Genomic DNA, 24726 nt, shown 5'->3' on the forward strand with positions numbered 1-24726 from the left:
ACCTCAGTTTTAAATCCCTATCGTTCCTGATTCCATGGCCTTTCCGATACCTCTTTTTAATTGCATCAGGGCTTTATAGGCCAACTGTACCTTATTGCCAGGGATGGTGGGTACACGTACCCCTGCCTTGAAGAGCAATTGGCGCGCCACCTGCTTCTCACTGGTCGGAAGGCCCAACAACAGGGCAAAAAAGCGTTTGGGATCTTTGTCCAAGAGGTTACGGGCATGATAGGTCTCCACAAAGTTCCTGCGGTATCCAAAATGCTTGTCAAAGGTCTTTTCGGCGGCCCGAAAGAATTGATCCCGATCAAATCCCTGCTTTTCCCTTTTCCCATTGAGGATGGTCTCAGAGGTCTTGAACTTGGATCCCGGGGAAAGGCTATGGGCATTGGTCACATCCTTACGGCTGACAATAATATGTATATGGCTCTGGTGGCCTTCCTTTGCCATTCCGGGTACGATACGTTTTCCGTTTTGTTGGTGGGGCGCATCTCTTTCCAATACCTGTACCTTGTCCTGAAGCCGTTTGATATTTCCTTGCCCTTCCACACGCTCCATATCCCTGATCTGGTGTTTGAGTTCCAAAATTTGGGTGGCAAAGGGCTGGTTCTCTCGCACCTCACGGTCCCGTTCGGAAAAAGTCCGTTCCCGCTCCAACTTGGCGAAATACAATATATCCTTGACGGTCACCTCCCTGTCCCGATAAAAGGATGCTGCATAGGCTTTCATGAGTTTCCGGGCATAGTGTTTCAATTTCTCCGGATTGTCTCCGATATGTTTGAGTTCCCTTTGCGAGGGACTGATAACCAAGGAATAGAACTTGGGGTCCCGTTTCCCAAGCTTAGCAGTGTTGGCATCGATCTCGGCTATGACCCTTTCGGCATCAATATTGTTTTCCTCTTGATTGAAGTACAGCTCTTGCCCATCCATGGATTTGCCTTCATTTTCCTTTTCCAGGTAGTTGACAAAGTCCTGGACACTTCCCCGAAAATTGTCCCCCAATTGTTGTCGTGTTATAGCGATGTACATACCTATAGGTTTTTGAGTTTTGTACGGTATTTTTCAATGGCCCCAGAGTTTAGGTCCAACTTGAGGTGGTCTTTTCCAAATCGGTTCTTCACAACGGACACTTGGTTCAGGACATATGTAAAATCCTTCTTCAAGGCTTCCATTTGCTCTTCCAATCGGTCATACCGGATCTTGGGGACGGTAATTTCCATGTCCCATGGTTCGTGTTCCTCGGGTTGTTTGGTCTCCGTCAACTGTTGCTCGATAAAATCAAAGTCCCCTTCCCATTCCTCCCCTTCGGACTCCAGTTCCTGTTCAAATAGGGCCTGTATCATGCTGACCGTGGGCAATGTCTGCTCCTTTTCGATACTCCGCATGATGGCGACCATGGCGTTGAAACGGCGTTTAATCAAATGTTTAAGGCTGGCAATGGTCTCGTGCATCCGCTCATCTGGTGAAATCCCATTATGTTCAAAGAACTCCACCATAGCAAGCATCGTCATGGACAGTGACTTTCCCTGACGTTTTGAAAAGCTTTTGAACTTCTTGAGCACTGAGCTTTTGATACCCACTGTCCGAAATCGTTCCTTTTCGTATCCCTTATCCATTTTTAGCTTAAAAATTCCTTGGTTTTACTAGGTTGAGAGCACTTTTATGCTAAAAACCTCTTGCCATCATTTTCAACAATACCCCAAACCATCAATAAACAGAGGCCTTACGGAGTAATCATGATCGGTAGCGCTGCGCGAGCACGCTACCCTCTTGCTTCTCCTTTTTGCCCCGCAGGACCAAAAAGCAGCGCACAACCTGGTTTGAAAACCAGTTGCATCGGTTCTAAAAATCTTTTGTTTGTACGGGCTTTGGGAAAGTCAAATCGGTCCACCGTTGGGATTAAAATCCAATGCCGTACATGTGTCATAGTACCACCACATAAATGTAGCGACTAACCCACTAAGACAAAAACACATAGTAAGCACATTTGGTAGGGTTTTGCATCAAATATTATGTGAACATCATTTTGGGAAATCCAAAACGTCAGCTATTGACCGAATGACCAAAAAAAAGACCCTCTTTTGAGAGCCTTTTCTACGACCATTCCTACTGGAAGTCTTCGGGCATTGTTTGCTCCTTGGTGTATTCAAATCGGAAGACCCCAAGGTTGATGACCAACAAAAAGACCTTTTCTGCATTGCTCTCCTTTTTGGTTTGATGTCCCTGCCGTTTTCTGGCCGGGATTTCCAGCACTTTTCTTATACGGGTTTGCATGATTTCTGATTTCTAGTTTCTATTTTATGATTTCATCCAAAACGGGCAGCTTATAAAATCCCATTGTCCGCAAAACTGTAATACTGTCCATCGGGAGCCAAGATGATATGATCCAGTATCTTGACATCGAAGAGCTGCGCCCCTTGTTGGATTCTTCGGGTAAGCTGACGGTCTGCCTCGCTGGCCTTCATTTCTCCAGAAGGATGGTTATGGCCCAGTATAATCCCTACGGACAAGGTTTTCAATACAATGGCAAAGAGGATTCGCATATCAACCAAAGTGGCGGATATTCCTCCAATGGACAAGGGATATATTCCTTTGACCTTGTTGGACTGGTTGAGCAACAAGATCTTGAAGGTTTCATGTACTCCTATGGTATTGCTGTCCCAGTTCTTAAAAAGCAGTTGGGCCACTTCATTGGAATTGGAAAGGGAGGGCGATTGCAAGGTGCCGAGCTTCTCTCGGTAACTGATCTGTATTTCATTTACGGTGTGTTCCATGATTTATTTTTTTGGTGTGAACAGAAAAGAAGGCACTATATAGGTAATGTAGCACCCTCTTTTTTGGATTATTCACTACCGCCCAATAATAAAATCTCACTCACCACCACTTCGGTCACATAGCGTTTGTTCCCTTCCTTATCCTCATAGGAACGGGAGGTGAGTTTCCCTTCCACGGCAATCTCCTTGCCCTTGGTCACAAATCCCTCGATGATGTCAGCCACCTTCCCCCACCCAATAACGGTATGCCATTGGGTATTGGTGACACGCTCCCCCTCATTGTTCTTGTAATGTTCGTTGGTAGCCATGGTCAAACGTGCCACCCGCTTCCCGTTTTCTAGATTGGTAATTACTGGGTCTTGACCCACATTGCCGATCAACTGTACTTTGTTTCTTAATGTACTCATGATAAAAAGATTTAAATGATTAAGATTTCCCCTTTATTTTTTTGTTCCATTGAACTAAAATTTTAAGGGGTGTTTGTTTGATTTCTTTCGTGCACCGCACAATGGATAAAGTGGGTTTTGTCAAGACTTTTAGAACAAAATCAGGAGTGTCTGCGACGTAGTAAAACCTGCCTGCAGGCAGGTAGGTTTTCAAGGAAGTAGAAACCTTATTTTTTTATAAAACTTGCAGGGTCTTGACAAGTTCCATAATGTGATTAGCAATTCCTCCACACCGTCACACAAGGGAGCGTACGGAAAGTTAAGCGAGTGCAGGGGGACTGTGCTGATTGGAATTGCTTATTGCATGCCTGTTTTTCGATGCCCCGAAAAACAAACAAGGGCTTTATCCATTATAAACCCCTTAAAATGACCAAGTCAAAGCCTTGGTTTTTAAGAAGTATCGAGCAAAGGTTAAGAAGGTTTTGCCGATGGTTCTGTTAAAAAACCAAGGATTTGGCTTTCCGATTAGAAAGCGGACTCAATTCACAATTTTGCTCAGGAATGAAGTATTCCTTCCCAGTGCAGCCGGAAGGGCTAACGGAATGGAAAGCTGAAATTGGGAATTGTGTCCAAGACCTGTTACGGAGAGGCTCTTTATCCGAAATGCAATGGAGTGGTAAAGTGCTGAACGGGATTTAGATACTATGGCAGAATTATATGCAAAGAGACAAAATATATGTTATTGAATATAATAGAAAGTGACCTATTCGGTGAGTATGAAACTTCTAAGACATTCAAACCCCAATAAACTAAGCTGTTTAAAATTTAGGTTCTGGTCTTTATACACAATAAGTCAGAGCTATACTTTTTATTGAGGAATTCTAAGATTGTCTCTTACATATATCTTCGCAAGGGAAGCGACAATCCTGCAGAGTTCATCCCTTATTGGAAGCCTCCTTTTGGTGAAGATTAGTATGTATTTTTCTAGCTCTTTTTGGCTCGAATAATAAATAGAATACAAATGCGGAAGGTGAGATGAAGATTACTGCCAAAATCCAATCCTCTTTTCAGTATAATCTCTTTTGTTTGACAAAAGCATAAATGTTATCGGTCAAATCAAGCTTATGATTCCACAGAATCCATATAGAGCTTTACTGTCCACTTATGTGCTTCGCTTAATCATACTTAAAAATTTCAAATATTTACTACCAATCTATTGATTCCCCATCCTTAAAAAAGCCCCCGGATGGTCCATCTTCAGGAAGGGTAGCCGCCCAAATAATTCCTTTCGCGCTTTCTTCGACAGGTCTCGCTCCCCATTTTTCCGTCCCTGGATATGTTGCCGTAAAACCTGGGTCAACGGAATTTATTTTGATGCTACCGTCTTTGAACTGACTTGCCAGTTTTACTGTTAAACCATTTAAGGCAAGTTTAGTAATACCATAAACAGGGACTTTGCTGAAATGATGGGCAAGACCAAAAACTGCGTCTCCGAACGAACCTGCACCACTCGAGACATTTACAATCCTCGGTCGGTCACTTTCTTTAAGCAAGGGATGGAAAGCCTGTATCATTCTCCAAGCACCCAAGAGGTTTGTATCAAGGGCATCTTTTATAAATTCTATATTCGACGTTAGTGGATTTCCACCTTGGTCAAAGAATGAGCCTGCGTTATTTATTAATACATCTATCTTACCGAATTTTTCTTGAAGTTCGTTATAAAGTTTTCTGATAGAGTGATCATTTGTAATGTCCAATTCCTTGGCCGTTACACCAATCTTGTCTGCAAGCACCGATACCTTTGCGAGGTCTCGCGCCGTGGCTATAACTTTGTACCCAGCTTCTTTTAGTTGTTTTGCTGTCTCATATCCAAGGCCTAGCTCCCTGCTTACTCCTGTAATCAGAACGATCTTGTCCATTTTAAAATTTCTTATTTGATTGAAGATGACTTTCTCGGCAAACCATAAGCAATCGCTATTTAATCAGCACCTCATTTACTTTCTTGACCAAAAAAAGAAAATAATATCCATATAATACTATAAACCTTCATGGACAGCAGTGCGCGTTCCAAATTTTATGAAACATGACGGTCAAACGAAATTACTCCTTTACTAATTTATAAGAAAAAGTAGTTCCCAAAACATTTACATTCACAAAATGAATACCTGATTTCAGTTTACTTACATCAATTGGTTTTTCGTTGTTCTCCAAATTTTTATCCTGATATACCATAACCCCAGTAATATCATAAATAGTCATTGAAAATTTGTTAGTGCTTGTTGTAGATGGGAATTTGACCGAGAGCGTATTTTCAAAAACTGTAGGATATATAGTTGGCCTTACTAATAATGGTGCCTCGTTTTCTTCCACAGTGGATGCTGTCACTTGGGATACGGAAGATCCAGTATCACATTCATCATAGATTACATAATCTATGGAAATCAGTGAAAAATCAGAATTATTGCCAAAACTTACCTGTCCGCCATCATTTATATAATTTGTAGCTTTCAGAACAAGTTTGGCAATCGCAGAATTTTCATTTGTTTCGAAACGATAAGTGCTATTTCCTTCATCAATTCCAGAAAAAGGCGAAATATTCCCAAAGCCGATGATATTGCCTGCCGCATCCAGCAATTCCCAGGTACCGGCTTCATCGGCATCCCCGATTTCATTTGTTTCCAAATTTCCCAAAGTAAAAGAAAGTTCACCGACAGGGCGACTGAATTCAACTTCTATACGTTCTGAACTGTCACTGTTTGCATCGTAATCCAATTGCTTATCAAACCTCCCGTTCCTTACACCGATTCTTCCATTGTCGAGGTTCAGCTCTCCCGGCCCACCATTTATTGTAATGGCCGATATATCCGTACAATCCCCCCATTGTATAGGGCCGGTCCCAAGAGATATGTTCAAATCATTGCCGGATAGACTTTCGCTTCCAAGGGATATTCCTTCCGTTACCTGAAATGCTACCGTTGCAAAAGCTGTATTTCCATTACCGTCATTTATGGAATAGCCGAAGAGAGCTCCTACTCCTTCACTTATACCTGTAAATTCAACAGAATTCCCCACAATCCTAGGAAAACCCCCTCTAATAGTTTCTATGGCCTCTATGGTAAGTACATCGCCATCAGGATCGGAATCGTTTGCAAGTAGCTCTGAGAATGGTACTGTAACGGTCTGGCCTACGGAAACCGTAAAATCCGGGTTGCCAAAAAAAGCTCCATCATCAACAGCTACGGGCGCACTGTTCTCCTGAGTTGCATTACATTCAAATTCTGACGGTTCTATGAGCTGCCACAATTGATTGTCCTGATTGTTCGAATCCTGAACCGTAACGTTGGTATTGTTTAAAGTAATAAATCTGTTGTTATATCTACCTTTAATTTTAAAATATCCATCGCCCACATTTATAATTTCCCATTGTTGCCAGTTCTTATTGTTTGATGAATATATAGTAACATCATCCCCATTTTCCGGATTACGGGCCCAGGCTTCCATAGCCTTATTAGCAAAATCGTTCATTATTTTATGGTACCCGTTACCACGATCACTGATTGTCCACACGGTACCCTGATTAGAACAAACTTCTGCCAAGACACTTGTTCTATTGTCCGCATCGTCCACTTGAAGGACAACTCCTGGATTTGCTTTGGAGACTATAACAGCGTCTTGGTTTATAGAAACCTCTTCCAGACCATTGTTATCGACTTTTGTGTAGGTTATCGCACTTACGTTGAAATCAGAATTGTTCTCGGTGTTACCACTATCATTTGTTTTTTGATCTCTGTATGAGTTTACATATTTTAAACAGACAAGCTCATTATCCCCGCCCCACTGCGTAGCTTCGAGAACTATTTTCTTTATAGGCTGGTCGTTCGAACTCTTGATTTCAAAATTAAAACCACCTGCGGAACCAGGTATTTTTCCTCCGATAGAATTATCAGGTACCAACAAGTCCGAACCAATTATCTCATTGTTACCGTTATAAGCGGTATACATACCGGATTCATCTATTTTGGTGCGACCTTCACGATCTCTACAATTATTGTTGGGGCTGCGCAAGTACCCCTCGTTGGGATCCAATTGCCCCACTTGCAATATTACGTCCGTAACAGGTTCTCTAAATTCGATAATTAATTTTTCGCTTGCATTTACTTCTTGGTCTTGATAGACTCTATAGTAATCAATTTGTAACCATCTACCCCCCGCAACCCCAAAGCCGTCATCTTCAAATTGTGTTTCAAAGGCCAACTTCCCCGGTGTTCCGTCGATTTTCAAGGCATTCATGGTGATGTCAGGACCCCAGGCCTGGTTACCTGAACCATCACCTTTGATATAACTGGAATTGGCATCCAATCTTAAGACCTGTTGCGCCGAAAGAAAACTTATGGGCAGAAATAAAATAAAAATAATCGATAGTGTAAAATTCTTCATATAATAGGATTTAGAGGTTTATACGGATTCCATAACATAGCACTTGCAACGGAACCATACATAAAGTTGCTTCCTATTATGATTTGTCCGTTAAAATGCTCGTAAAATTCGATAAACGGTTCTGTGAAACTGCTATTTTGAAAAAAACAGCGCAATTTTGAATAATTGATAATCCAAATTTTCCTAGATGGGAATCAACCAAAAGTATCTCTATAGTTTGCGGCGGTCCGCTGCTCGAGTTTGAGAAAGGCCGTACTGAAACTTGAATGATTTAAGAACCCGACAGATACGGCAATTTCCGAGATTGGCATGTCCGTATTGCGCAATAGTTGTTTGCTCTTTTCTATTCTGCATTTTAAAATATATTGATAGGGTGTATCCCCCAGGTACTTTTTGAAATTTCTTATGAACTGGTGCTTGCTCCAACTGGACATTTTATAAAGCTCGTTCACCGTCAACTGCGAATTGAGGTTGGATCGTATGTATTTTGCTACATTTTCCAAATCTATCGGAATCTTGCGTGGAGTTTCCAACTGGTTCATTTTTTGGATTGAAACGGCATCCCTCCTTGCAAAAGTTATTTCAACGGTCATGATGATATCAACTGGCCTAAAAGGTTTTACCACGTATCCCGAAGGTAATGTTGTATTGACTGCATCTATTGTCAATCTATCTGTATATGAAGTGATGTAAATAAAGGGAATATTTGTGTTCAAGGTCAAATACCGTCCTATTGCTATCCCATCTTTTCTTCCTTTGAGTCCTATATCAATTAATACCAGGTCTGGAGCGTACACCGAAATCTTTTCCATGGCATCGCCCGTTGTAGTGCAGATCCCTGCAATGTTCCAGTTTTGTGTTGTCAAGATGCGTTCAAGGTCCCTGGCAATGATAAGTTCGTCCTCTACGATCAAAATATTTTTGCTATCCATTTTCGCGATTACGAATCTGCATGGTTATCAAGTACCGTGTGCCCGTTTTATTGGATTCGGATTTAATAGTACCCTTTAACTGTTCTATGAGAATATTGACAAGGTCAAGCCCAAAAGACTCGGCTCTGGGGGTATCGGAAAAACCTTTTCCGTTGTCCTCGAACTTTAGATAAAGCACTGTACCCTTTTTGTATGCATGAATCTGGAGGTGTCCTCGTGAGTCTTCGGTAAATGCATGTTTAAAAGCGTTATGAACAAGTTCATTGGCTATAATGCCCAATGTAATTGCGGTATCGATGTCCAAAGAAAGATTCTGGCAATCCATATCATAGGTAATGTTGCTATCCTTGGAGTAGAAGGAATCATAAATGGCCTGAACAAGATTTTTTAAATATATACCAAAGTCTATGGTACGGAAATCATCATTGTCGTAGAGGGTCTGATGTACCAATGCCATCGCCTGTATCCTATTGCCGCTGTACTCCAGGAAATCTTGGATTTCTGTATTCTTCGAAGAGCCTCCCTGAAGGTTTAGCATGCTCGTGACCAGTTGTAGGTTATTCTTTACCCTATGGTGTACTTCCCTGATCAGGATTTCCCGTTCCGCTAGGGCATCTTTAAGTTGCGAGCTTTTTTCGGTAAGCTCCATATTACTGGATTCAATTTGTTCGTTCTTCTCGGCCAATCGTGCCGTAAGCTTCGATTTGGTTTTTAAACGGAGATATATGCTCATGGCACCTGCAATCACGCAAACTAATATGGCCAATAATGTATAGTTGCGATACTTACTTCTGGTTTTGGCCAGTTCATTGGCCCTGTTCAGAAGATTGAGCTCTTTGATACGACTTTCTTTTTCACGGACTTCAAATTTGGTACGTAATTCCTCTAAAGTAGCTTGATCGCTGATATTGTCCAACGAATCTTTCAATGCGGAAGATGCCATAAAGCTTTTAAGGGCTTGCTTATAGTTTCCCCTTGCTGAATCGATTTTTGCCGTTAGTCGAAGAATTTTAGGTATTTGTGTATATACTTTAAATGTACGGGCCGTTGCATGGGCTTTGACCAGAAATGTTTCAGCGATGCTATAATCACGTGAAAGAATATAGCTTTCCGCTATATTTATGGCCGATGTTACATAACCTTCCCTATCATTTAGCTTGTCTCTCATTTCCAAACTCTTGTAATAGTTCTCAATGGCCAATTTCTGAAAGCCACTTTTACCATAAGCGTATCCAAGATTGTTATATATCATGGCGAGCTGCCTGTTTGCGTTCAACTCTTGTGCCAGGGGAATAATATCCATCAATAATGTTATGCCCTTAAGATATTCCCCTAAATCCGTATACGTTGAAGCTACATTTAGGCTACTGCCCACTATTTTGCGGGGATAATTGTATTTTGTGTTAAGTTCCAATCCCGCTTTATAATATTCGAGAGCTTCATTGAATCGTCCTTCAGAATTGTAGTTATTCCCAATATTGTCATAGGCGGTCGCCGTATAACGATAGGCTCCATGCCTTTTATATATGTCAAGTGCCGCCAAGTGTTGCTCTAAACTCTTTGCCAAATTATTCCTGTTGCTTAAATATAGTCCCTTCAATTGATAGAAATGGGCAACTTGAAGCTCATCTCCGGCATTGTCAATCAATTTTTCAGCGTCTTTAATGGCGATGGCAATCGAATCCATTTCGTGCTTTCTAAAGAAGATGGCAATTCTGGTGTACTCGCACCTAAACATAAGTGCACTATCCCTCGCTTTCTTGGCCAATCTGAGCGCTTCCCTGTTATGTTTGTCGGCCTTATCCAAAATTATACGCTCGGTATAATACCTTTGGAGTTCTAAATTTGCCTCTGCTTTCTGTAAAAAATCTTCAGGTTCAGCAAGCTCAAATAAAATTTCTGCGTAGTACAGGACTGAATCGCTTTGCATCACATTATACCCTTCTATCAATTCAAGAAGTGTCCGTACCTTTATCGCTTGCCCATTGCCATCATTCTGATAGGACAATATGCTATCCACTTTATGTCTTGCATCGTCAAAAGATTGGGCACTGCAAACAGACGTTATCAATATGCATAGGAATACTGTACAATTTTTCATGGGGCCAATTGTAAAAGGCATGAATATAGAAAATAATCTTATGAAATAGATTGATACACGAGCCTATGAACTAACTTCTGATAGTATATCTTGTTACAGTCAGAGGTCATAGCTATATCTGTGTATCTCCTTCGGAAAAACAAACTATCAATGATTCAACATTTCAAAATAATCATCCTGGGTCTATTGAAAATAAAATAGTTGGAATGGAGTACCTTTACGTAAACCCATCGGAGCATTCAAGTAGTTTTAGCTTACTTTAGTATAATGTTACATAATTCATTCTGCATTGATTTTGAAGGTATTTCTTGATTTCCTATACACTGGCGTATCACCCAAAGTATCCGGGTAATCGCCCTTGATACAAAAAATGCCGCCTCAAAATATCCGTTCGGCCTTTGTATTCATACGAAATATTTTACTCGCTCGGCATGGTACTCTTGACCACATGGATGATCTTCTTCAGGGCAATCACCAAAAAACTCCGATTAAAAAAATACGCAAACCCCTTCAAGTCCGATTTCCAAAAATTTATTTCCTATGGATATTCTATTGTATTCAAATCTCACCAAGGTCTCTGGGACTCAATTCCATATTGTTCCAGATGCGGTCCTTCGGGAAGTTCCTATGCAAATGATGCACGGGTTCAATATGACCGATGACTGGCTCGATTGCCGTCCTGCCCCTGAAGAGCATCCATGCCTTGCGTTTGTGATATTGCGTTTTATACTTGACATCAGTATCGGCAATCGTGACTTGAATCTCTCCCACCTGTTTTCTGGGTTATAAACTCTTATCTGCGACCGCCTATTACCACTTTTACCAAATGCCATAGCGCGCGCTAGCTGGCTCTTTCAGCTTTTCTCTAATCTGGAAAAGAATCGGCATGCCAGGCTGTCCAACCCTGAAGTAGAGAGGTGCAAACTCTGACTTAAAATAACTTCAATCAATCTCTTGGGCCAATAGCGCAAGCCCTGGTGTATGTCAATAAAATATTTTGGAAGGGGGCAGAACAGATTTCTTTAGTTTTGTGGCCCAGTCTTTCCCAATAAATCCCGTAAAGTTTTGACCTTAATCTACCTATAAATTTGCAATGTCGTATAACCGTAAAGAGGCTTTAATTAAAAGTAGTTTGCTAATAATCAAACTAATTTTGAGCTCATAAAAATGACTAAATAGCATCCAAAGTCTTAATGTTGAATAATAATAATATTTTTAAAGAAAAAGGGGGAGTTTAAATCAGTTTAATTTCAAAATATAATTATAATGAAAAACAAATTATGTTGCATATTCGTTTTGCAATTACTAGTCTTATCATTTTGTAGTTGTGAAAAAGCCCAAACTAAAAATGTAGAGAGCAAGCCAAACATCATTTTCATTTTAGCTGATGATTTAGGGTATGGCGATGTATCAAGTTACAATGAAGATTCCAAAATACAAACTGCCCATATCGATAAACTTGCCTCTGAAGGTGTTCTTTTCACAGACGCGCACACCAGTAGTGCTGTATGTACCCCAACGCGTTATGGTATTTTGACTGGTCGTTATAATTGGCGTTCTACTTTGAAAAAACATGTTTTAAAAGGTTATAGCGAAGCTTTAATTGCATCGGATAGAACGACTATTGCAGGCTTTTTAAAAACAAACGGTTATGCAACAGCAGGTATTGGTAAATGGCATTTGGGATGGGATTGGGCAGATATCGAAAAAGGAAAGGATTCTGTTGATTTTTCTAAAAAAATAAAAAATGGACCTACTACCAATGGCTTTGATTATTGGTATGGATTTAATGGCTCGTTGGACATGCCACCATATGTATGGGTAGAAAATAATCAACCCACAATGGTGCCAACTGAGTTTACTATAGGTGCTGGCAGGCAGGCTATGTGGCGTAAGGGACTAACTTCCGATGATTTTGTACATGAACAAATATTACCGGATATTACTAAAAGGAGCGTTGATTTTATAAATAAAAATGCCCATGGCGATCAACCCTTTTTTCTATATATGCCCTTACCGGCTCCCCATACGCCTATTTTGCCAACAGATCAATTTAAAGGCAAAAGCGGATTAGAAAATCCCTATGGTGATTTTGTATTGATGGTAGACTGGGTGGTGGGCGAAATAATGGGTGCATTGGAGAAGCAAGGTATTGCCGATAATACCATAGTAGTCTTTACAAGTGATAACGGCTGTTCCCCTCGAGCGAACTTTAGCCAATTGGCAACAAAGAATCATGACCCCAGTGATGAGTTTCGGGGGCATAAAGCCGATATATTTGAAGGAGGGCACAGAGTGCCATTTATAGTTCGATGGCCTTCTAAGATTCAATCGGGAAAATCCAATCAGTTGGTTTGTACTACGGACTTTTTTGCTACTACCGTAGATATTCTTAAGTCGTCGTTAAGTGACGATACTGCCGAGGATAGTTACAGTTTCTTATCATCACTCGGTGCTGAATCTAGCTTTCCAAAAAGGGAAAGTATCGTTCATCACTCCATCAACGGTTCTTTTGCGTACCGAAAGGGAGACTATAAAGCCATTTTTTGCCCAGGTTCAGGCGGGTGGAGTTTTCCCAGACCTAATGATAAAGCTATTGACAGCTTACCTAAATTTCAATTATATAATTTAAATAATGATATCGGTGAAGAACACAATTTATTGAACGAACAACCTGAACTATTTGAACAATATCGAAAAGAACTTTCAGCAATAGTATCCAATGGAAGAAGTACGGAAGGAGAAATTCAGAAAAATGATGGCCCTGAAACATGGCCTCAATTAAGCTGGATGATAGACCAAAAATAAAGATGCCAAAATCTAGAAAATCAACTTAAAATTATACAAACTAGAACCTTCAATCTAAAGAAACGCAAAAAACCACTTATATTTTGGCAACATAAAATCAGGAATTCTTAAGCTCTCTTAAATTCTAACTTTCGAGGTACTTGTAATCTAAATTATAATATTATCTTCATTTAAAATCGAAAACAATAACAAGCGAAATTTGAAGCAGTTTAAAAATTCACTAAATGAAATTTTTATTACGTTTATTATTAATTTTTATTATCGTTGGATGTGGTGATAGAATAAAAAAAAGTACAAGTCCTAATAAGAAGACAAATCGCTCCTTTATGGATTTATTGTTGCCCGCTCCAAAAGACGGTGGGTTTCAAATGGATGGGTATTGGGTTTGGGGAATGTCCGTAATTAAGGGTAATGATGGTAAATACCACGGATATGCATCAGCCTGGAAAAACAATGTTCCCTTTGCATCTAATTGGGTAACCAATTCTCAAATCGTCCATGCGACATCAGAAAATCCAGAAGGACCATATGAATTTAGTGAGGTAGTCTTTGAGAGAAGAGGTCCTCAATTCTGGGACGGTATGATGACCCACAATCCAACTATCCAAAAAGTTGGAGATACGTATCTATTGTATTACATCGGCGCTACCTATGACTTTCCTTATCCGGAAGAAGAGATTCCAAATGAACTTAAACGGGAAGTAAGAGGTTATCAAAGAATTGGTTTGGCTACCTCTAAGTCCCCATTTGGACCATGGAAAAGAAAAGATAAACCGATTTTGGACGTAAGACCGAATAAATGGGATTCTTACCTTACGGTTAACCCTTCGGTATGCATAAAACCTAACGGGAAGGTTTTGCTTGTATATAAGTCCGCTTCGCACAAATCGGGGTTGTTGAAACTAGGACTCGCTACTGCTGATAAGTACGATGGTGAGTATTATAGATTGAGTGATGAACCAATCTTTGATTTTAATAATGAAGTTGATGATATGGATGCTAATGATACCAAGCATGTCGAAGACCCTTATATGTGGTACAATGGCAATTCGTTTGAGTTGATTATGAAAGATATGACAGGTAGTATTGCCGGTGAAAAGGGAGGTGGCATCCATGCCACCTCCCAAGATGGAATAGATTGGAAAATATCAACCCCCCCTAAAGCCTATAGTAAAGAAGTCCTTTGGAACGATGGTGTTAAAACCATGCAAGCTCGTTTTGAACGTCCTCAGCTACTCATTGAAAATGGTCGGCCTACACATATGTTTATTGCGACTGGCACTAAATCCAACGGAATTGGGAGGCAATTCGATAAAACTTGGAATATGTGCATTCCATTAAAAACAAACGATTACAATTGATAATTCGACATGTTAAGCCCAAGATAGAAATTTAGAATGAAATTGGTTATTATAGTACGCCTTGAGTAAGTCATAGAAATTCTGGGATTTTCAATTATGGAAAAAGTTTGAATTACTTTCTGCGGACCATTTGGAACAGAACCATTCTGTCGTCCCCATCTACAATTAGGTCTATTCTGACCAGTTTATGCTGACAATGCTCAATTTTCAACTTTGAACGAGTTCTATATCATAAAGACGTTTGTATGCAGACATTCCCGTTCTTTCCTATATAAGATAAGACTTTTATGTGTGTTCAGTGAATTTTACCCTTACTTCTTGTAAAGATTTCTATCACTTCAACTTCCAAACTTCCCAATTCAAGACTTAAGGTCAAAATTACAAAAAGTATTACGGGTTATATATGGCAATCTAATGCAAAGTCAGCTTTGCGCTTACAGGTTTGGAAGCACCGAGCTCTATTGCTCTCTCTGTTGGCAAGCTACCTGACATAATCATGGTAAAATCTCCCTTTTCCAAGATTGGATTACCCGTATTATCAATCAGTTCTAGCATGTTTGGGGTAATATTGAACACTACGGTTTTGCTCTCGCCAGGTTTTAAAATGATAGACTTGACTCCTTTCAAGGAAAAAAATGGTGTTGCAACGCTGGCTTTATTATCGGTAATATACAGTTGGACCGTCTCGATTGATTCATGTTTACCAACATTTGTTACATTACAGGCGATTTCGACGGTTTCTCCCTGACTAATTTTCGATGCTGATTGCGTCAGTTCACTGTATGAGAATGAACTATAGCTTAACCCAAATCCAAATGGGTACATAGGTTCTTGGTCCATGTACCGGTACGTTCTACCTTTCATGGTGTAATCTTCGTACGGGGGCAGTTGTTCAAGCGATTTTGGAAAAGTAATGGGCAGTCTACCGGATGGAGAAACCTTCCCAAATAATATATCGGCAACTGCATTGCCACCCTCCTCCCCTGGATACCAAGCCAATAAAACCGCATCGGCTATTTCGTGAACTTCAAAAAGGTTCATTGGCGACCCACCTGTAATTACGGCAATAACCGGTTTGTCTTGCTCCTTGATCTTTCTAAGATATTCCAACTGATTTTCCGGGATATTATAATCCAACCGGTCTCCATAATATGGCGATGAGATGGATTCCCCTTCTTCCCCTTCAAGATGTCTGGTTAAACCCATACCTACAATGGTTACGTCAGATTCGGCGGCTACTCCTGTAGACCAATCCACGGGATTGACATTCTTTCTGTCCAGTGTCGTTCCTGGACTGTACTGAACCTGACTACCAGGCGCGACTGCTGAGGTGATTCCTTCCAAAAATGTAACAATGTTTGAATTTACTCCAAAATAATTGCCCAAAAGAGCGTCGATAGAGGCTGAATTAGGACCTACAACGTAATACCTGTCCAAATCATTTTCTAGGGGAAGTATGCCATTATTTTTAAGCAGGACCATAGATTTGGTTGCAACTTCACGGGCAAGTGCTCTATGCGCTTCACTATCCACTACCTCATACGAAATTGAGTTGTACGGATTAAGGTCTTGCGGATCGAACATCCCAAGTTTAAATCTAGTTTCAAGCAGGGGTTTAAGCCTTTGGTCGATAAGTGATTCATCCACCAAGCCTTGCTGTACCGCTTCCACGAGGGCAGTATAGGTATCTCCGCAGTTGAGATTTACACCATGTTCTAATGCCAATACAGCGGCTTCGGTTTTATTGGAAACCGTACCATGACCGTTATCCGAGTAGAAATCCACCAAGGCCCAACAATCGCTGACAACATGTCCCCTAAAGCCCCATTTATCAAACAGCACATCGTTAAGCAAGGAGCTGCTTGCGCAACATGGCTCTCCGTTGGTTCTGTTATAGGCACACATAACAGATTCCACACCTGCATTTACAAGCGCTTCAAATGCCGGTAGATAAGTTTCACCTAAATCCTTTTGGCTTACTATTGCGTTAAACTCATGTCTGGATTTTTCAGGACCGCTGTGCACCGCAAAATGTTTTGCGCATGCGGCAGTCTTGAGGTACTTAGGATGATTTCCCTGTAAACCCTTTACAAAGGCAACGCCCAATAAACTCGTTAGATACGGGTCTTCCCCGTAGGTTTCCTGTCCACGCCCCCATCGTGGGTCTCTAAATATATTGACATTGGGAGTCCAAAAAGTCAATCCGGCATATCTTTTATAATTTTCAGCAGCTTGAGCCACATTGTACATAGCGCGTGCTTCATCCGAAATAGCCGAAGAAACCATATAAATCAAATCATGGTCAAAAGTAGCCGCCAAGCCGATAGCTTGCGGAAAAATGGTAGCTTTCCCCGAGCGTCCAACGCCGTGCAAGGCTTCGTTCCAATAATCGTATGGAGGAATATTAAGACGAGGAATCCCAGAGGTGTTCATTAGCATTTGATCGACCTTCTCCTCAAGGGTGAGCCTATTTATCAGATCATCTACCCTTTCTTCTATATCCACAGTAGAATCAAGATATTTAAATTGGGCATTTAAAGTTGTGAATCCAATGGTAACGATACTAAAAATCAACAATTGCTTTTTCATAGTTTGGTTTATAGTTAAATTAAGATACGGCCGCTATAAAATTGAAATAACTGTGGCGCCTTTAAGTCTCATAACATGTTGTTTACAAAAAGTTTTACAATCAAAGTCTTAATAATTTCAGTAATTGGAAGTGATATCAACTTTATGGAATCTTCTGGCGTTAAGGGCATTTTTGGATAATAACATATCTACTATGATTAAAAAAAACTTGCATTCTCGCCTATCCGCTAAAGTAAATAAGCACAAAGATGACAATCACTACTAAAAAGACCGAAAAAATAATATCATAGATTGAAAAACTATCCTTTTTCAGCCTTCTTTCATCCATCCCGAGTGTGCCGAATGCCAATCCTTTAATGGCACCATAATCCGGAGCTGCCGTGGCCAGAGTTACAGATATACAGACTACCAAGGAGAAAATGAACATGAAAATGGCCATATTTGCAAAATTGATGGTGGCAAACGATAACAATAGTCCTGACAGACTATCCTGATATATTTCAGACAGAATTCGCAAAGCGGCCATGATAAGCCCCGAAAACAAAGTGGTTATTGCTGCTTGGGAGTTTACCCTCTTCCATATAATGCCCAACAGGAATACCGCGGTTATGGGAGGTGCTATGTAAGACTGTACACTTTGGAGATATTGGTACAGCACCCCTCCACCTATTTTTTCCATGATGGGTATCCAAATGATACCAAGTACCACCACTATCGATGTTGCCATCTTACCTATCCAAAGGAGTTTTTTTTCTTCGGTGAGCGGCCTCAACTTTTTATAAATGTCTATAGTGAAAATTGTGGAGCAAGAATTAAAGACCGAGGCCAGGGAACTCATCAGGGCTGCCATTAAACCGCCCGCAACCAATCCTTTAAGGCCGACGGGCAAGAGCGTTTTTACCAAAACAGGGAAGACCTCATCACTTTTTTCGTAGGTCAGCACACCTTGCTTTGCAAGAGCAAAGGCAATGATTCCGGGTATCAGAAAAATAAAGATTGGCAGCAACTTTAGATAAGCACCAAAAATAGCTCCCCTTCTACCTATTTTTATGTTGTTGGCAGCCAATGTGCGTTGAACGATATACTGATCTGTACACCAGTACCATATTCCAACGATGGTGCCACCGAATAACATTCCGGTCCAAGGAAAATCGGGGTCAGAGATGGGCCGCCACATATTAAAGTGGGCACTCCCCGCCACTGACCGTAGCTCTTGCCACCCTCCGACCTTTTCCAATCCCAGATATGTAATGATTAACGAACCCGCTATGAGTATTACCGTCTGCAAGGTCTCGGTATAGATAACTGCTTTCATTCCCCCGATTACGGTATACGCCCCGGTGAAGATTACAATGCCTATGGCCCCGTACCAAAAAGGGATTCCCAGTAGCTCGGAAACTACTATTCCCCCTGCATAGATGGTGACCGACACCTTTGTAATTACGTATCCAACCAGCGAAAAGACCGAAAGAAACCATCTGGACCTACCATCGAAGCGTTTCTCCAAGAATTCGGGCATGGTAAAAGCGTTACTCCTAAAATAAAATGGGAGGAAAAGCCAGCCCAGTAATAAGACTATCCACGCATGCAACTCGTAGTGGGCCATGGGCATACCGGATTCTGCACCGGTGCCCGCCAATCCGACCACATGTTCCGAGCCGATGTTCGACGCAAAAATCGACGCTCCTATGACGAACCACCCCACATTTCTACCTGCAAGAAAATAATCGGCCGTATCCTTATTTTTTTGAAGCACCACCCAGACCGCGACCGCAACCAAGGCAAGAAGGTAAATGGCAAGTACCCACCAGTCCGCTTTTTCTAAGATAGATTCCATATTGGACTGTTTAGATATATTGGTTCAAAAGGTTTTCAAACATTTCCTGTTTACCACTTATTTGATCGGGATTATCATGCGATACGGCATAATCCGATAAATCTGTAAGGGACAATCTGCCCGATACAAAATCTGCCCCGATGCCGGATTGAAAAGACGCATACCGCTCATTCAGCAAACGTTCATAGGGAGATTTCCTAATGATGGCATCGGCAACCAACAAAGCTCTTGCAAACGTGTCCGCACCCCCGATATGGGCCAAGAAAATATCCTCCAAATCTGTGGAGTTGCGTCTGGTCTTGGCATCGAAATTGATGCCTCCACCCTGCAACCCGCCCGACCTTAATAGTACCAACATAGCTTCTGCGGTCTCGGTCACGTTGTTGGGGAACTGATCGGTATCCCAGCCGTTCTGGTAATCGCCCCTGTTGGCATCTATACTTCCCAACATACCTGCATTGGCGGCAACCTGTAATTCATGTTGAAAGGTATGTTGCGCCAAAGTAGCGTGGTTGACCTCTATATTGAGTTTAAAATCGTTTTCAAGCCCGTACTCCCTAATGGATTTAATGGAAGTGGCGGCATCAAAATCATATTGGTGCTTGGTCGGTTCCATAGGTTTTGGCTCAATAAAAAATGTCCCCTCAAAGCCTTGACTTCTCGCATAGTCTTTCGCCATATTCAAAAACCGGCCGATATTATCCTGTTCCAATTTCATATCGGTGTTCAAAAGGGACATATACCCCTCGCGACCTCCCCAGAACACATAGTTTTCACCACCAAGAGCGATTGTTGCGTCCAATGCTATCTTTACCTGGGCTCCCGCAATTGCCAGTACGTTGAAATCTGGGTTTGAAGCTGCGCCGTTCATATATTTAGGGTTGGAAAAGCAATTTGCCGTTCCCCAAAGCAGTTTCACCCCAGAAGCTTTTTGTTTTTCCTGAAGATATTCTACGGTTTTGAGAACTCGTTTTTCAGATTCTACAAGTGTTGTCGCCTCATCCACTAGGTCAAAGTCATGGAAGCAATAGTATCCAAAGCCCATTTTTGTTACAAATTCAAAAGCGGCATCGGCTTTGTCCCTGGCTGCCTCAATGGGATCCTTAGCGGTAATCCATGGAAATTTTTTGGTGCCAGGACCAAAAGGGTCGCCACCGGTTCCACAGAGCGTATGCCAATAGGCCATGGCAAATTTAAAATGGTCTCGCATGGTTTTGCCCGCTATCATTTGCTCGGGATTGTAATACTTGAACGCTAACGGGTTATCGGATTCATGCCCTTCATATTTGATTTCTCCGATTCCCTTAAAAAATTCCTTATCGCCTAAAAGTGCCATTGTTATTGGTTTAATATGATTCCTAGTTCGGTTTTCCAGTTTTTGTAAGCTGTTTCATAAGCGGTTCTTGTTCGGGACGGTTCAAACGTTTTTACGTAATCATTTTGAATATAGGAACTGAACATTTTATTTCCGTGTTCGAATATGGCACATGCCCGTGCTGCACCTATTGCACCAGTGGTATTGTACATTTCAATTTTTAGGCCTGATAATGTTGCGATGATGTCTGAAAATATCCCTGATCGAAATAAATTATCATTGCCCACTCTAATAGCATTTGCTATTATCCCATCATTTTTTAGCAACTCCATGCCATAAACGTAGGAAAACGCTATTCCCTCCAATGCTGCCCGAAAGATATGCGCCCTAGTATGGCGGTTGAAATCGAGATTTAACAGTCTGGCACCTGTCTTCTTGTTCTCTAGCATACGTTCTGATCCATTTCCAAATGGAATGATTATAATGCCGTCCGAACCGATAGGAACCGTAGAGGCCAAGTCGTTCATTTCCCCATACGATGCTATACCGAAGTTTATTTTCAGCCATTTATAAAGTATCCCGGCTCCATTGATACAGAGCAACTTTCCAATATATTTTCTACCCTCTTTACCGTAATTTACATGGGCAAAATTATTGACCCTTGAAGTTTCCCTTATAGATTGTTTGTCGCCAATGGCATAAACTACACCCGAAGTGCCGCCCGTGGCGGCAATTTCGCCTGGCTCGAAGACATTTAGCGATAGGGCATTGTTCGGTTGGTCGCCGGCGCGGTACATAATCGGGGTACCTATTTTTAAACCTGTACCTTTGGCTCCTTCTGCTGAAACAAAGACTTGTTCGCCAAAGGTTTCTGCAATATCCGGTATTAACGAAGCATCTATTTTAAGATGCGACAACACCGAGTTGGAAATGCCTTCCGTTTCAAAATCCCAAAAAACCCCTTCTGAAAGTCCAGAAATTGTTGTGTTAATGGTATTTGATAGTCGATAGGCAATATAATCCCCCGGCAACATGAATTTATGAATCCTTTTGTATACATCCGGTTCGTTCTGCTGTACCCATGCTAATTTGGATGCCGTAAAATTACCTGGGGAATTAAGCAACCGCGAGTCACATAACCTCTCACCAATAGCTTGATAGGCACGCTCACCTATTTTGACCGCCCTACTGTCGCACCAGATAATGGATGGCCTTAAAGGCTTTCCCTTTTTATCAACGATGACCAGACCGTGCATTTGATATGCAATACCTATCCCGACTATATCATTTTCTGAAACCGAAAATCCATTTTTTATCTTTCGTATGCCCTTACAGACGTGTTTCCACCAATCAATAGGCGATTGTTCCGCCCACCCCTTTTTTTCAGCATATATGGACATTTCATTTTCGGGTTCTTGGACTATGGCAATACTTGCACCTGTAGTCTTTTCGACCAAGGCTATTTTTACGGAAGAACTTCCCAAATCGATTCCTAAATAATACATTTGGTGAAAATATGGAATTTATCGACATATTGTCAATTTGACTATAAGAATTTAATTGAATTTGCCTTATGGAGAATCTAATGCCCAACTTATCCATTGATTGCGTGATTTTCGGATTCGATACGGAATTGAAGGTTTTGCTCACCAAGCACGCCGAAGGGATAAATAAGGGAAAATGGGCATTGCCCGGAGGTTGGGTCGGTACCGATGAATCTATTGACAATGCCGCCACCAGGATTCTATTTCTTCTCACGGGTCTGAAGAATATTTATCTGGAGCAACTTAAGGCTTTTGGAGATGTTGATAGATATCCAGGCCAAAGGGTCGTCACGGTGTCCTATTATTCTTTGATACGTTCGGATGAAATCGGTTTGGTTCCCGGTTTTACCGCTTCCGAAGTAAAATGGTCGTCACTGGATAGCGTCGGAAAGTTATTGTATGACCACAATCAAATTCTCGCATGTGGTCTTTTAAAGCTTCAAAACGGGGTTAAACAAGAACCTATAGGCTTTAATCTATTGCCCAAACAATTTACCTTGCTACAGCTACAAAAGATTTATGAATCGATATTGCAAATGCAACTGGACAAGCCGAATTTCAGAAGAAAGATCCTTAAGACAGGTATCCTAAAAAAAAGTAGTGGCAAACAGACCAATGTCGCCCATAGATCAGCCAATCTCTTTGAATTTGACCAAAGAGAATATGCTCGATTTAAAAAACAAAAATTTATTCTGGACTTTTAGTTATTGGTATTTTCGAAGTAATAATGAAACACGGCATTCCAAATTAGAAAAAGCACTCTTGCGTTAAGGCGACAACCGTGAACTTTCAGGAGAAACTGCTTTCAGAATTGGTGGCGTTACACTTGTTGCAACTATCCCAATGAACGACGTGCTACCACCAACCGTTGAATTTTCTGGAACAAGAATGAAAAAGCTTACCGTTCGGTATCATTCGCCTTAATGATTCCTATTGTCGTATGCATTTATAAATCTCTCATCCAACTCTGTTGAGTCTTGGTATTTTTTCCTCAGTGTTATTAATTGAGCCTTCAAGTCCTTAACCACTTCTGCGTAGTCTGGGTGATGGAATACATTGTTCAATTCATCGGGGTCATTTATTCTGTCGTATAGTTCCCATTCGTCAATGTCGTAGTAAAAATGGATTAACTTATATTCTTTGGTGACGATACCATAATGGCGCTTTACCATGTGTATACTGGGATATTCATAGTAATGGTAATAAACGGACTTTCGCTTCCATGAGTCTCTGTTACCCTTCAATAATGGGACGAGGCTTTCCCCTTGCATATCGCTTGGAGCCTTTATACCTGCTGCATCCAAAAATGTCTGTGCGAAATCAAGATTCTGGACCATCTCATCTTCCGTAGTGCCCGGAGTTATCACATTGGGCCAACGGATTAACAAAGGTGTCTTAAAAGATTCGTTATAGATAAAGCGTTTGTCGAACCAACCGTGCTCGCCTAGATAAAACCCCTGATCCGATGTATAGATTACTATGGTATTTTCGGCTAGTCCACTTTCATCAAGATAATCCAATACTCTACCTACGTTATCGTCAACAGAAGAGATGGTACCAAGGTAGTCCTGCATGTATCTCTGGTATTTCCATATTAATTTTTCTTTTTTGGAAAAACTGCTCCAATTATCCTTAAAGTCGTTGTTGATCGAATCCAAAACAGGTGTATATTCTGCACGCTGAATAGAATCTGTACGACCAAAAGGTCCCCAAAAACCGTTTTTCTTTCTAGGTACCATAGGTTCCAAATTTTCCATTTCTGCAAGGGTTTCTGGATACAGCTTACTATCGGTTTCGTATCGCATATCGTACAAAATGCTCATTTCTGCGGTTTTGGCTGCGGTACCCCGATTTTTATGGTCATCGAAAAGAGTTTTGGGTAATGGGAACGTCTTCTTGGAAAATTCCTTAAACTTGTCTGCACGGGGCCACCAAGGGCGGTGCGGTGCCTTGTGCATGTACATCATTAGAAATGGTTTGTTTGGATTTCGTTCTTCTTTTAACCATCTCAAGGATACGTCAGTAATGATATCGGTTACGTAGCCCTTTTTAGTGATTCTACCTTCTGTCTTGCTAATAAAATCGGGGTTGATATATCGACCTTGACCCGGAAGTATCATAAATTCATCCACTCCTTTTGGATTATTGCCGAAATGTAATTTTCCGAACATCGCCGTCTCATACCCCGCTTTTTGAAATAGCTGCGGGAAGGTGACCTGGGTAGTATCAAAAGGGGTGTGGTTATCTATTTTTCCATTGATATGGCTATGCTTCCCTGTAAGGATTACCGCCCTGGATGGCGCACAAATGGAATTGGTAACACTGGCGTTGGTAAACAGAATGCCCTCTGATGCTATACGGTCTATGTTGGGGGTTTTTATCAATTTATCACTGTAGGCACTTATAGCTTGGTATGCATGATCATCTGACATAATAAAGAGAATATTAGGTCTTTGATCTTTCTTTTTCTGCGCGTTTTTTTGGGCGCATGCGATAAGGCCGGAAAACAGAAATAATAGCATCACTTTCAATAGGAAAGACGAACACATTTTTTTGAATTTAATGGACATCATTTTAATCTGTTGGTTTATACCTCAACGGGGCTATGGTTGGCAACTTCACTTTGGGTTGAGAGCAAAAAG

Annotated in this window: 18 protein-coding genes; 4 read left to right on the forward strand and 14 right to left on the reverse strand. The window is 41.1% G+C overall.

What is annotated here, in order from left to right; all coding sequences use genetic code 11:
- Positions 1-9 precede the first annotated feature (9 nt).
- The 5 genes from mobB to HME9304_RS03120 form a co-directional block, all read right to left on the reverse strand.
- Entirely contained in the window at positions 10-1029 is a 1020-nt protein-coding gene (mobB, locus tag HME9304_RS03105; RefSeq protein ID WP_112377202.1) for a MobB family relaxase, read from the reverse strand.
- 2 nt (positions 1030-1031) lie between these two features.
- Positions 1032-1616, reverse strand: a complete 585-nt coding sequence (locus HME9304_RS03110; protein WP_112377203.1) for a BfmA/BtgA family mobilization protein — start codon at positions 1614-1616, stop codon at positions 1032-1034.
- Between the two features lie 490 nt (positions 1617-2106).
- Entirely contained in the window at positions 2107-2274 is a 168-nt protein-coding gene (locus tag HME9304_RS16870; RefSeq protein WP_164674725.1) for a hypothetical protein, read from the reverse strand.
- A gap of 50 nt (positions 2275-2324) precedes the next feature.
- Positions 2325-2774, reverse strand: coding sequence for a JAB domain-containing protein (locus HME9304_RS03115; protein WP_112377204.1), 450 nt, complete (start codon positions 2772-2774; stop codon positions 2325-2327).
- A gap of 68 nt (positions 2775-2842) precedes the next feature.
- Positions 2843-3181, reverse strand: a complete 339-nt coding sequence (locus HME9304_RS03120; RefSeq protein WP_112377205.1) for a single-stranded DNA-binding protein — start codon at positions 3179-3181, stop codon at positions 2843-2845.
- A gap of 540 nt (positions 3182-3721) precedes the next feature.
- On the opposite strand from HME9304_RS03120, the gene HME9304_RS16875 reads away from it, so the two are divergent.
- A complete protein-coding gene (locus HME9304_RS16875) occupies positions 3722-3859 on the forward strand; it encodes a hypothetical protein (RefSeq protein ID WP_164674727.1) in 138 nt (45 codons plus the stop codon).
- Between the two features lie 506 nt (positions 3860-4365).
- Here HME9304_RS16875 and HME9304_RS03125 read toward each other — a convergent pair.
- From HME9304_RS03125 to HME9304_RS03140, 4 genes are all read right to left on the reverse strand, one after another.
- On the reverse strand, positions 4366-5079 hold the full coding sequence (locus HME9304_RS03125) for an SDR family NAD(P)-dependent oxidoreductase (protein ID WP_112377206.1): 714 nt from the start codon (positions 5077-5079) through the stop codon (positions 4366-4368).
- 181 nt (positions 5080-5260) lie between these two features.
- Positions 5261-7597 carry an RICIN domain-containing protein gene (locus tag HME9304_RS03130; protein WP_112377207.1) on the reverse strand — a complete coding sequence of 779 codons (2337 nt, stop codon included), beginning with the start codon at positions 7595-7597 and terminating at the stop codon, positions 5261-5263.
- A gap of 194 nt (positions 7598-7791) precedes the next feature.
- Positions 7792-8529, reverse strand: coding sequence for a response regulator transcription factor (locus HME9304_RS03135; protein WP_112377208.1), 738 nt, complete (start codon positions 8527-8529; stop codon positions 7792-7794).
- Entirely contained in the window at positions 8522-10630 is a 2109-nt protein-coding gene (locus HME9304_RS03140) for a histidine kinase dimerization/phosphoacceptor domain -containing protein (protein ID WP_164674729.1), read from the reverse strand. Before HME9304_RS03140 ends, HME9304_RS03135 begins: the two co-directional genes overlap by 8 nt.
- Before the next feature lie 1266 nt (positions 10631-11896).
- On the opposite strand from HME9304_RS03140, the gene HME9304_RS03150 reads away from it, so the two are divergent.
- Both HME9304_RS03150 and HME9304_RS03155 read left to right on the forward strand, forming a co-directional pair.
- Positions 11897-13438 (forward strand): sulfatase family protein, encoded by a 1542-nt coding sequence (locus HME9304_RS03150; RefSeq protein WP_112377211.1) that lies wholly within the window; start codon positions 11897-11899, stop codon positions 13436-13438.
- A gap of 224 nt (positions 13439-13662) precedes the next feature.
- Positions 13663-14799 carry a glycoside hydrolase family protein gene (locus tag HME9304_RS03155; RefSeq protein ID WP_112377212.1) on the forward strand — a complete coding sequence of 379 codons (1137 nt, stop codon included), beginning with the start codon at positions 13663-13665 and terminating at the stop codon, positions 14797-14799.
- 411 nt (positions 14800-15210) lie between these two features.
- Here HME9304_RS03155 and HME9304_RS03160 read toward each other — a convergent pair whose 3' ends face one another.
- From HME9304_RS03160 to HME9304_RS03175, 4 genes are all read right to left on the reverse strand, one after another.
- Positions 15211-17388: a glycoside hydrolase family 3 C-terminal domain-containing protein gene (locus tag HME9304_RS03160; protein ID WP_112377213.1), complete on the reverse strand. Its 2178-nt coding sequence runs from the start codon at positions 17386-17388 to the stop codon at positions 15211-15213.
- A 220-nt stretch (positions 17389-17608) separates the two neighbouring features.
- Positions 17609-19225: a sodium:solute symporter gene (locus HME9304_RS03165; RefSeq protein ID WP_112377214.1), complete on the reverse strand. Its 1617-nt coding sequence runs from the start codon at positions 19223-19225 to the stop codon at positions 17609-17611.
- Positions 19226-19235: 10 nt separating this feature from the next.
- On the reverse strand, positions 19236-20561 hold the full coding sequence (gene xylA, locus HME9304_RS03170) for a xylose isomerase (protein WP_112377215.1): 1326 nt from the start codon (positions 20559-20561) through the stop codon (positions 19236-19238).
- 2 nt (positions 20562-20563) lie between these two features.
- A complete protein-coding gene (locus HME9304_RS03175) occupies positions 20564-22045 on the reverse strand; it encodes a xylulokinase (RefSeq protein WP_112377216.1) in 1482 nt (493 codons plus the stop codon).
- 68 nt (positions 22046-22113) lie between these two features.
- On the opposite strand from HME9304_RS03175, the gene HME9304_RS03180 reads away from it, so the two are divergent.
- Positions 22114-22788 (forward strand): NUDIX hydrolase, encoded by a 675-nt coding sequence (locus HME9304_RS03180; protein WP_112377217.1) that lies wholly within the window; start codon positions 22114-22116, stop codon positions 22786-22788.
- Between the two features lie 216 nt (positions 22789-23004).
- Here HME9304_RS03180 and HME9304_RS03185 read toward each other — a convergent pair whose 3' ends face one another.
- Positions 23005-24657, reverse strand: coding sequence for a sulfatase/phosphatase domain-containing protein (locus HME9304_RS03185; protein ID WP_313789991.1), 1653 nt, complete (start codon positions 24655-24657; stop codon positions 23005-23007).
- Positions 24658-24726 lie beyond the last annotated feature (69 nt).

The sequence above is a fragment of the Flagellimonas maritima genome, from assembly GCF_003269425.1.
Lineage (GTDB): Bacteria > Bacteroidota > Bacteroidia > Flavobacteriales > Flavobacteriaceae > Flagellimonas > Flagellimonas maritima.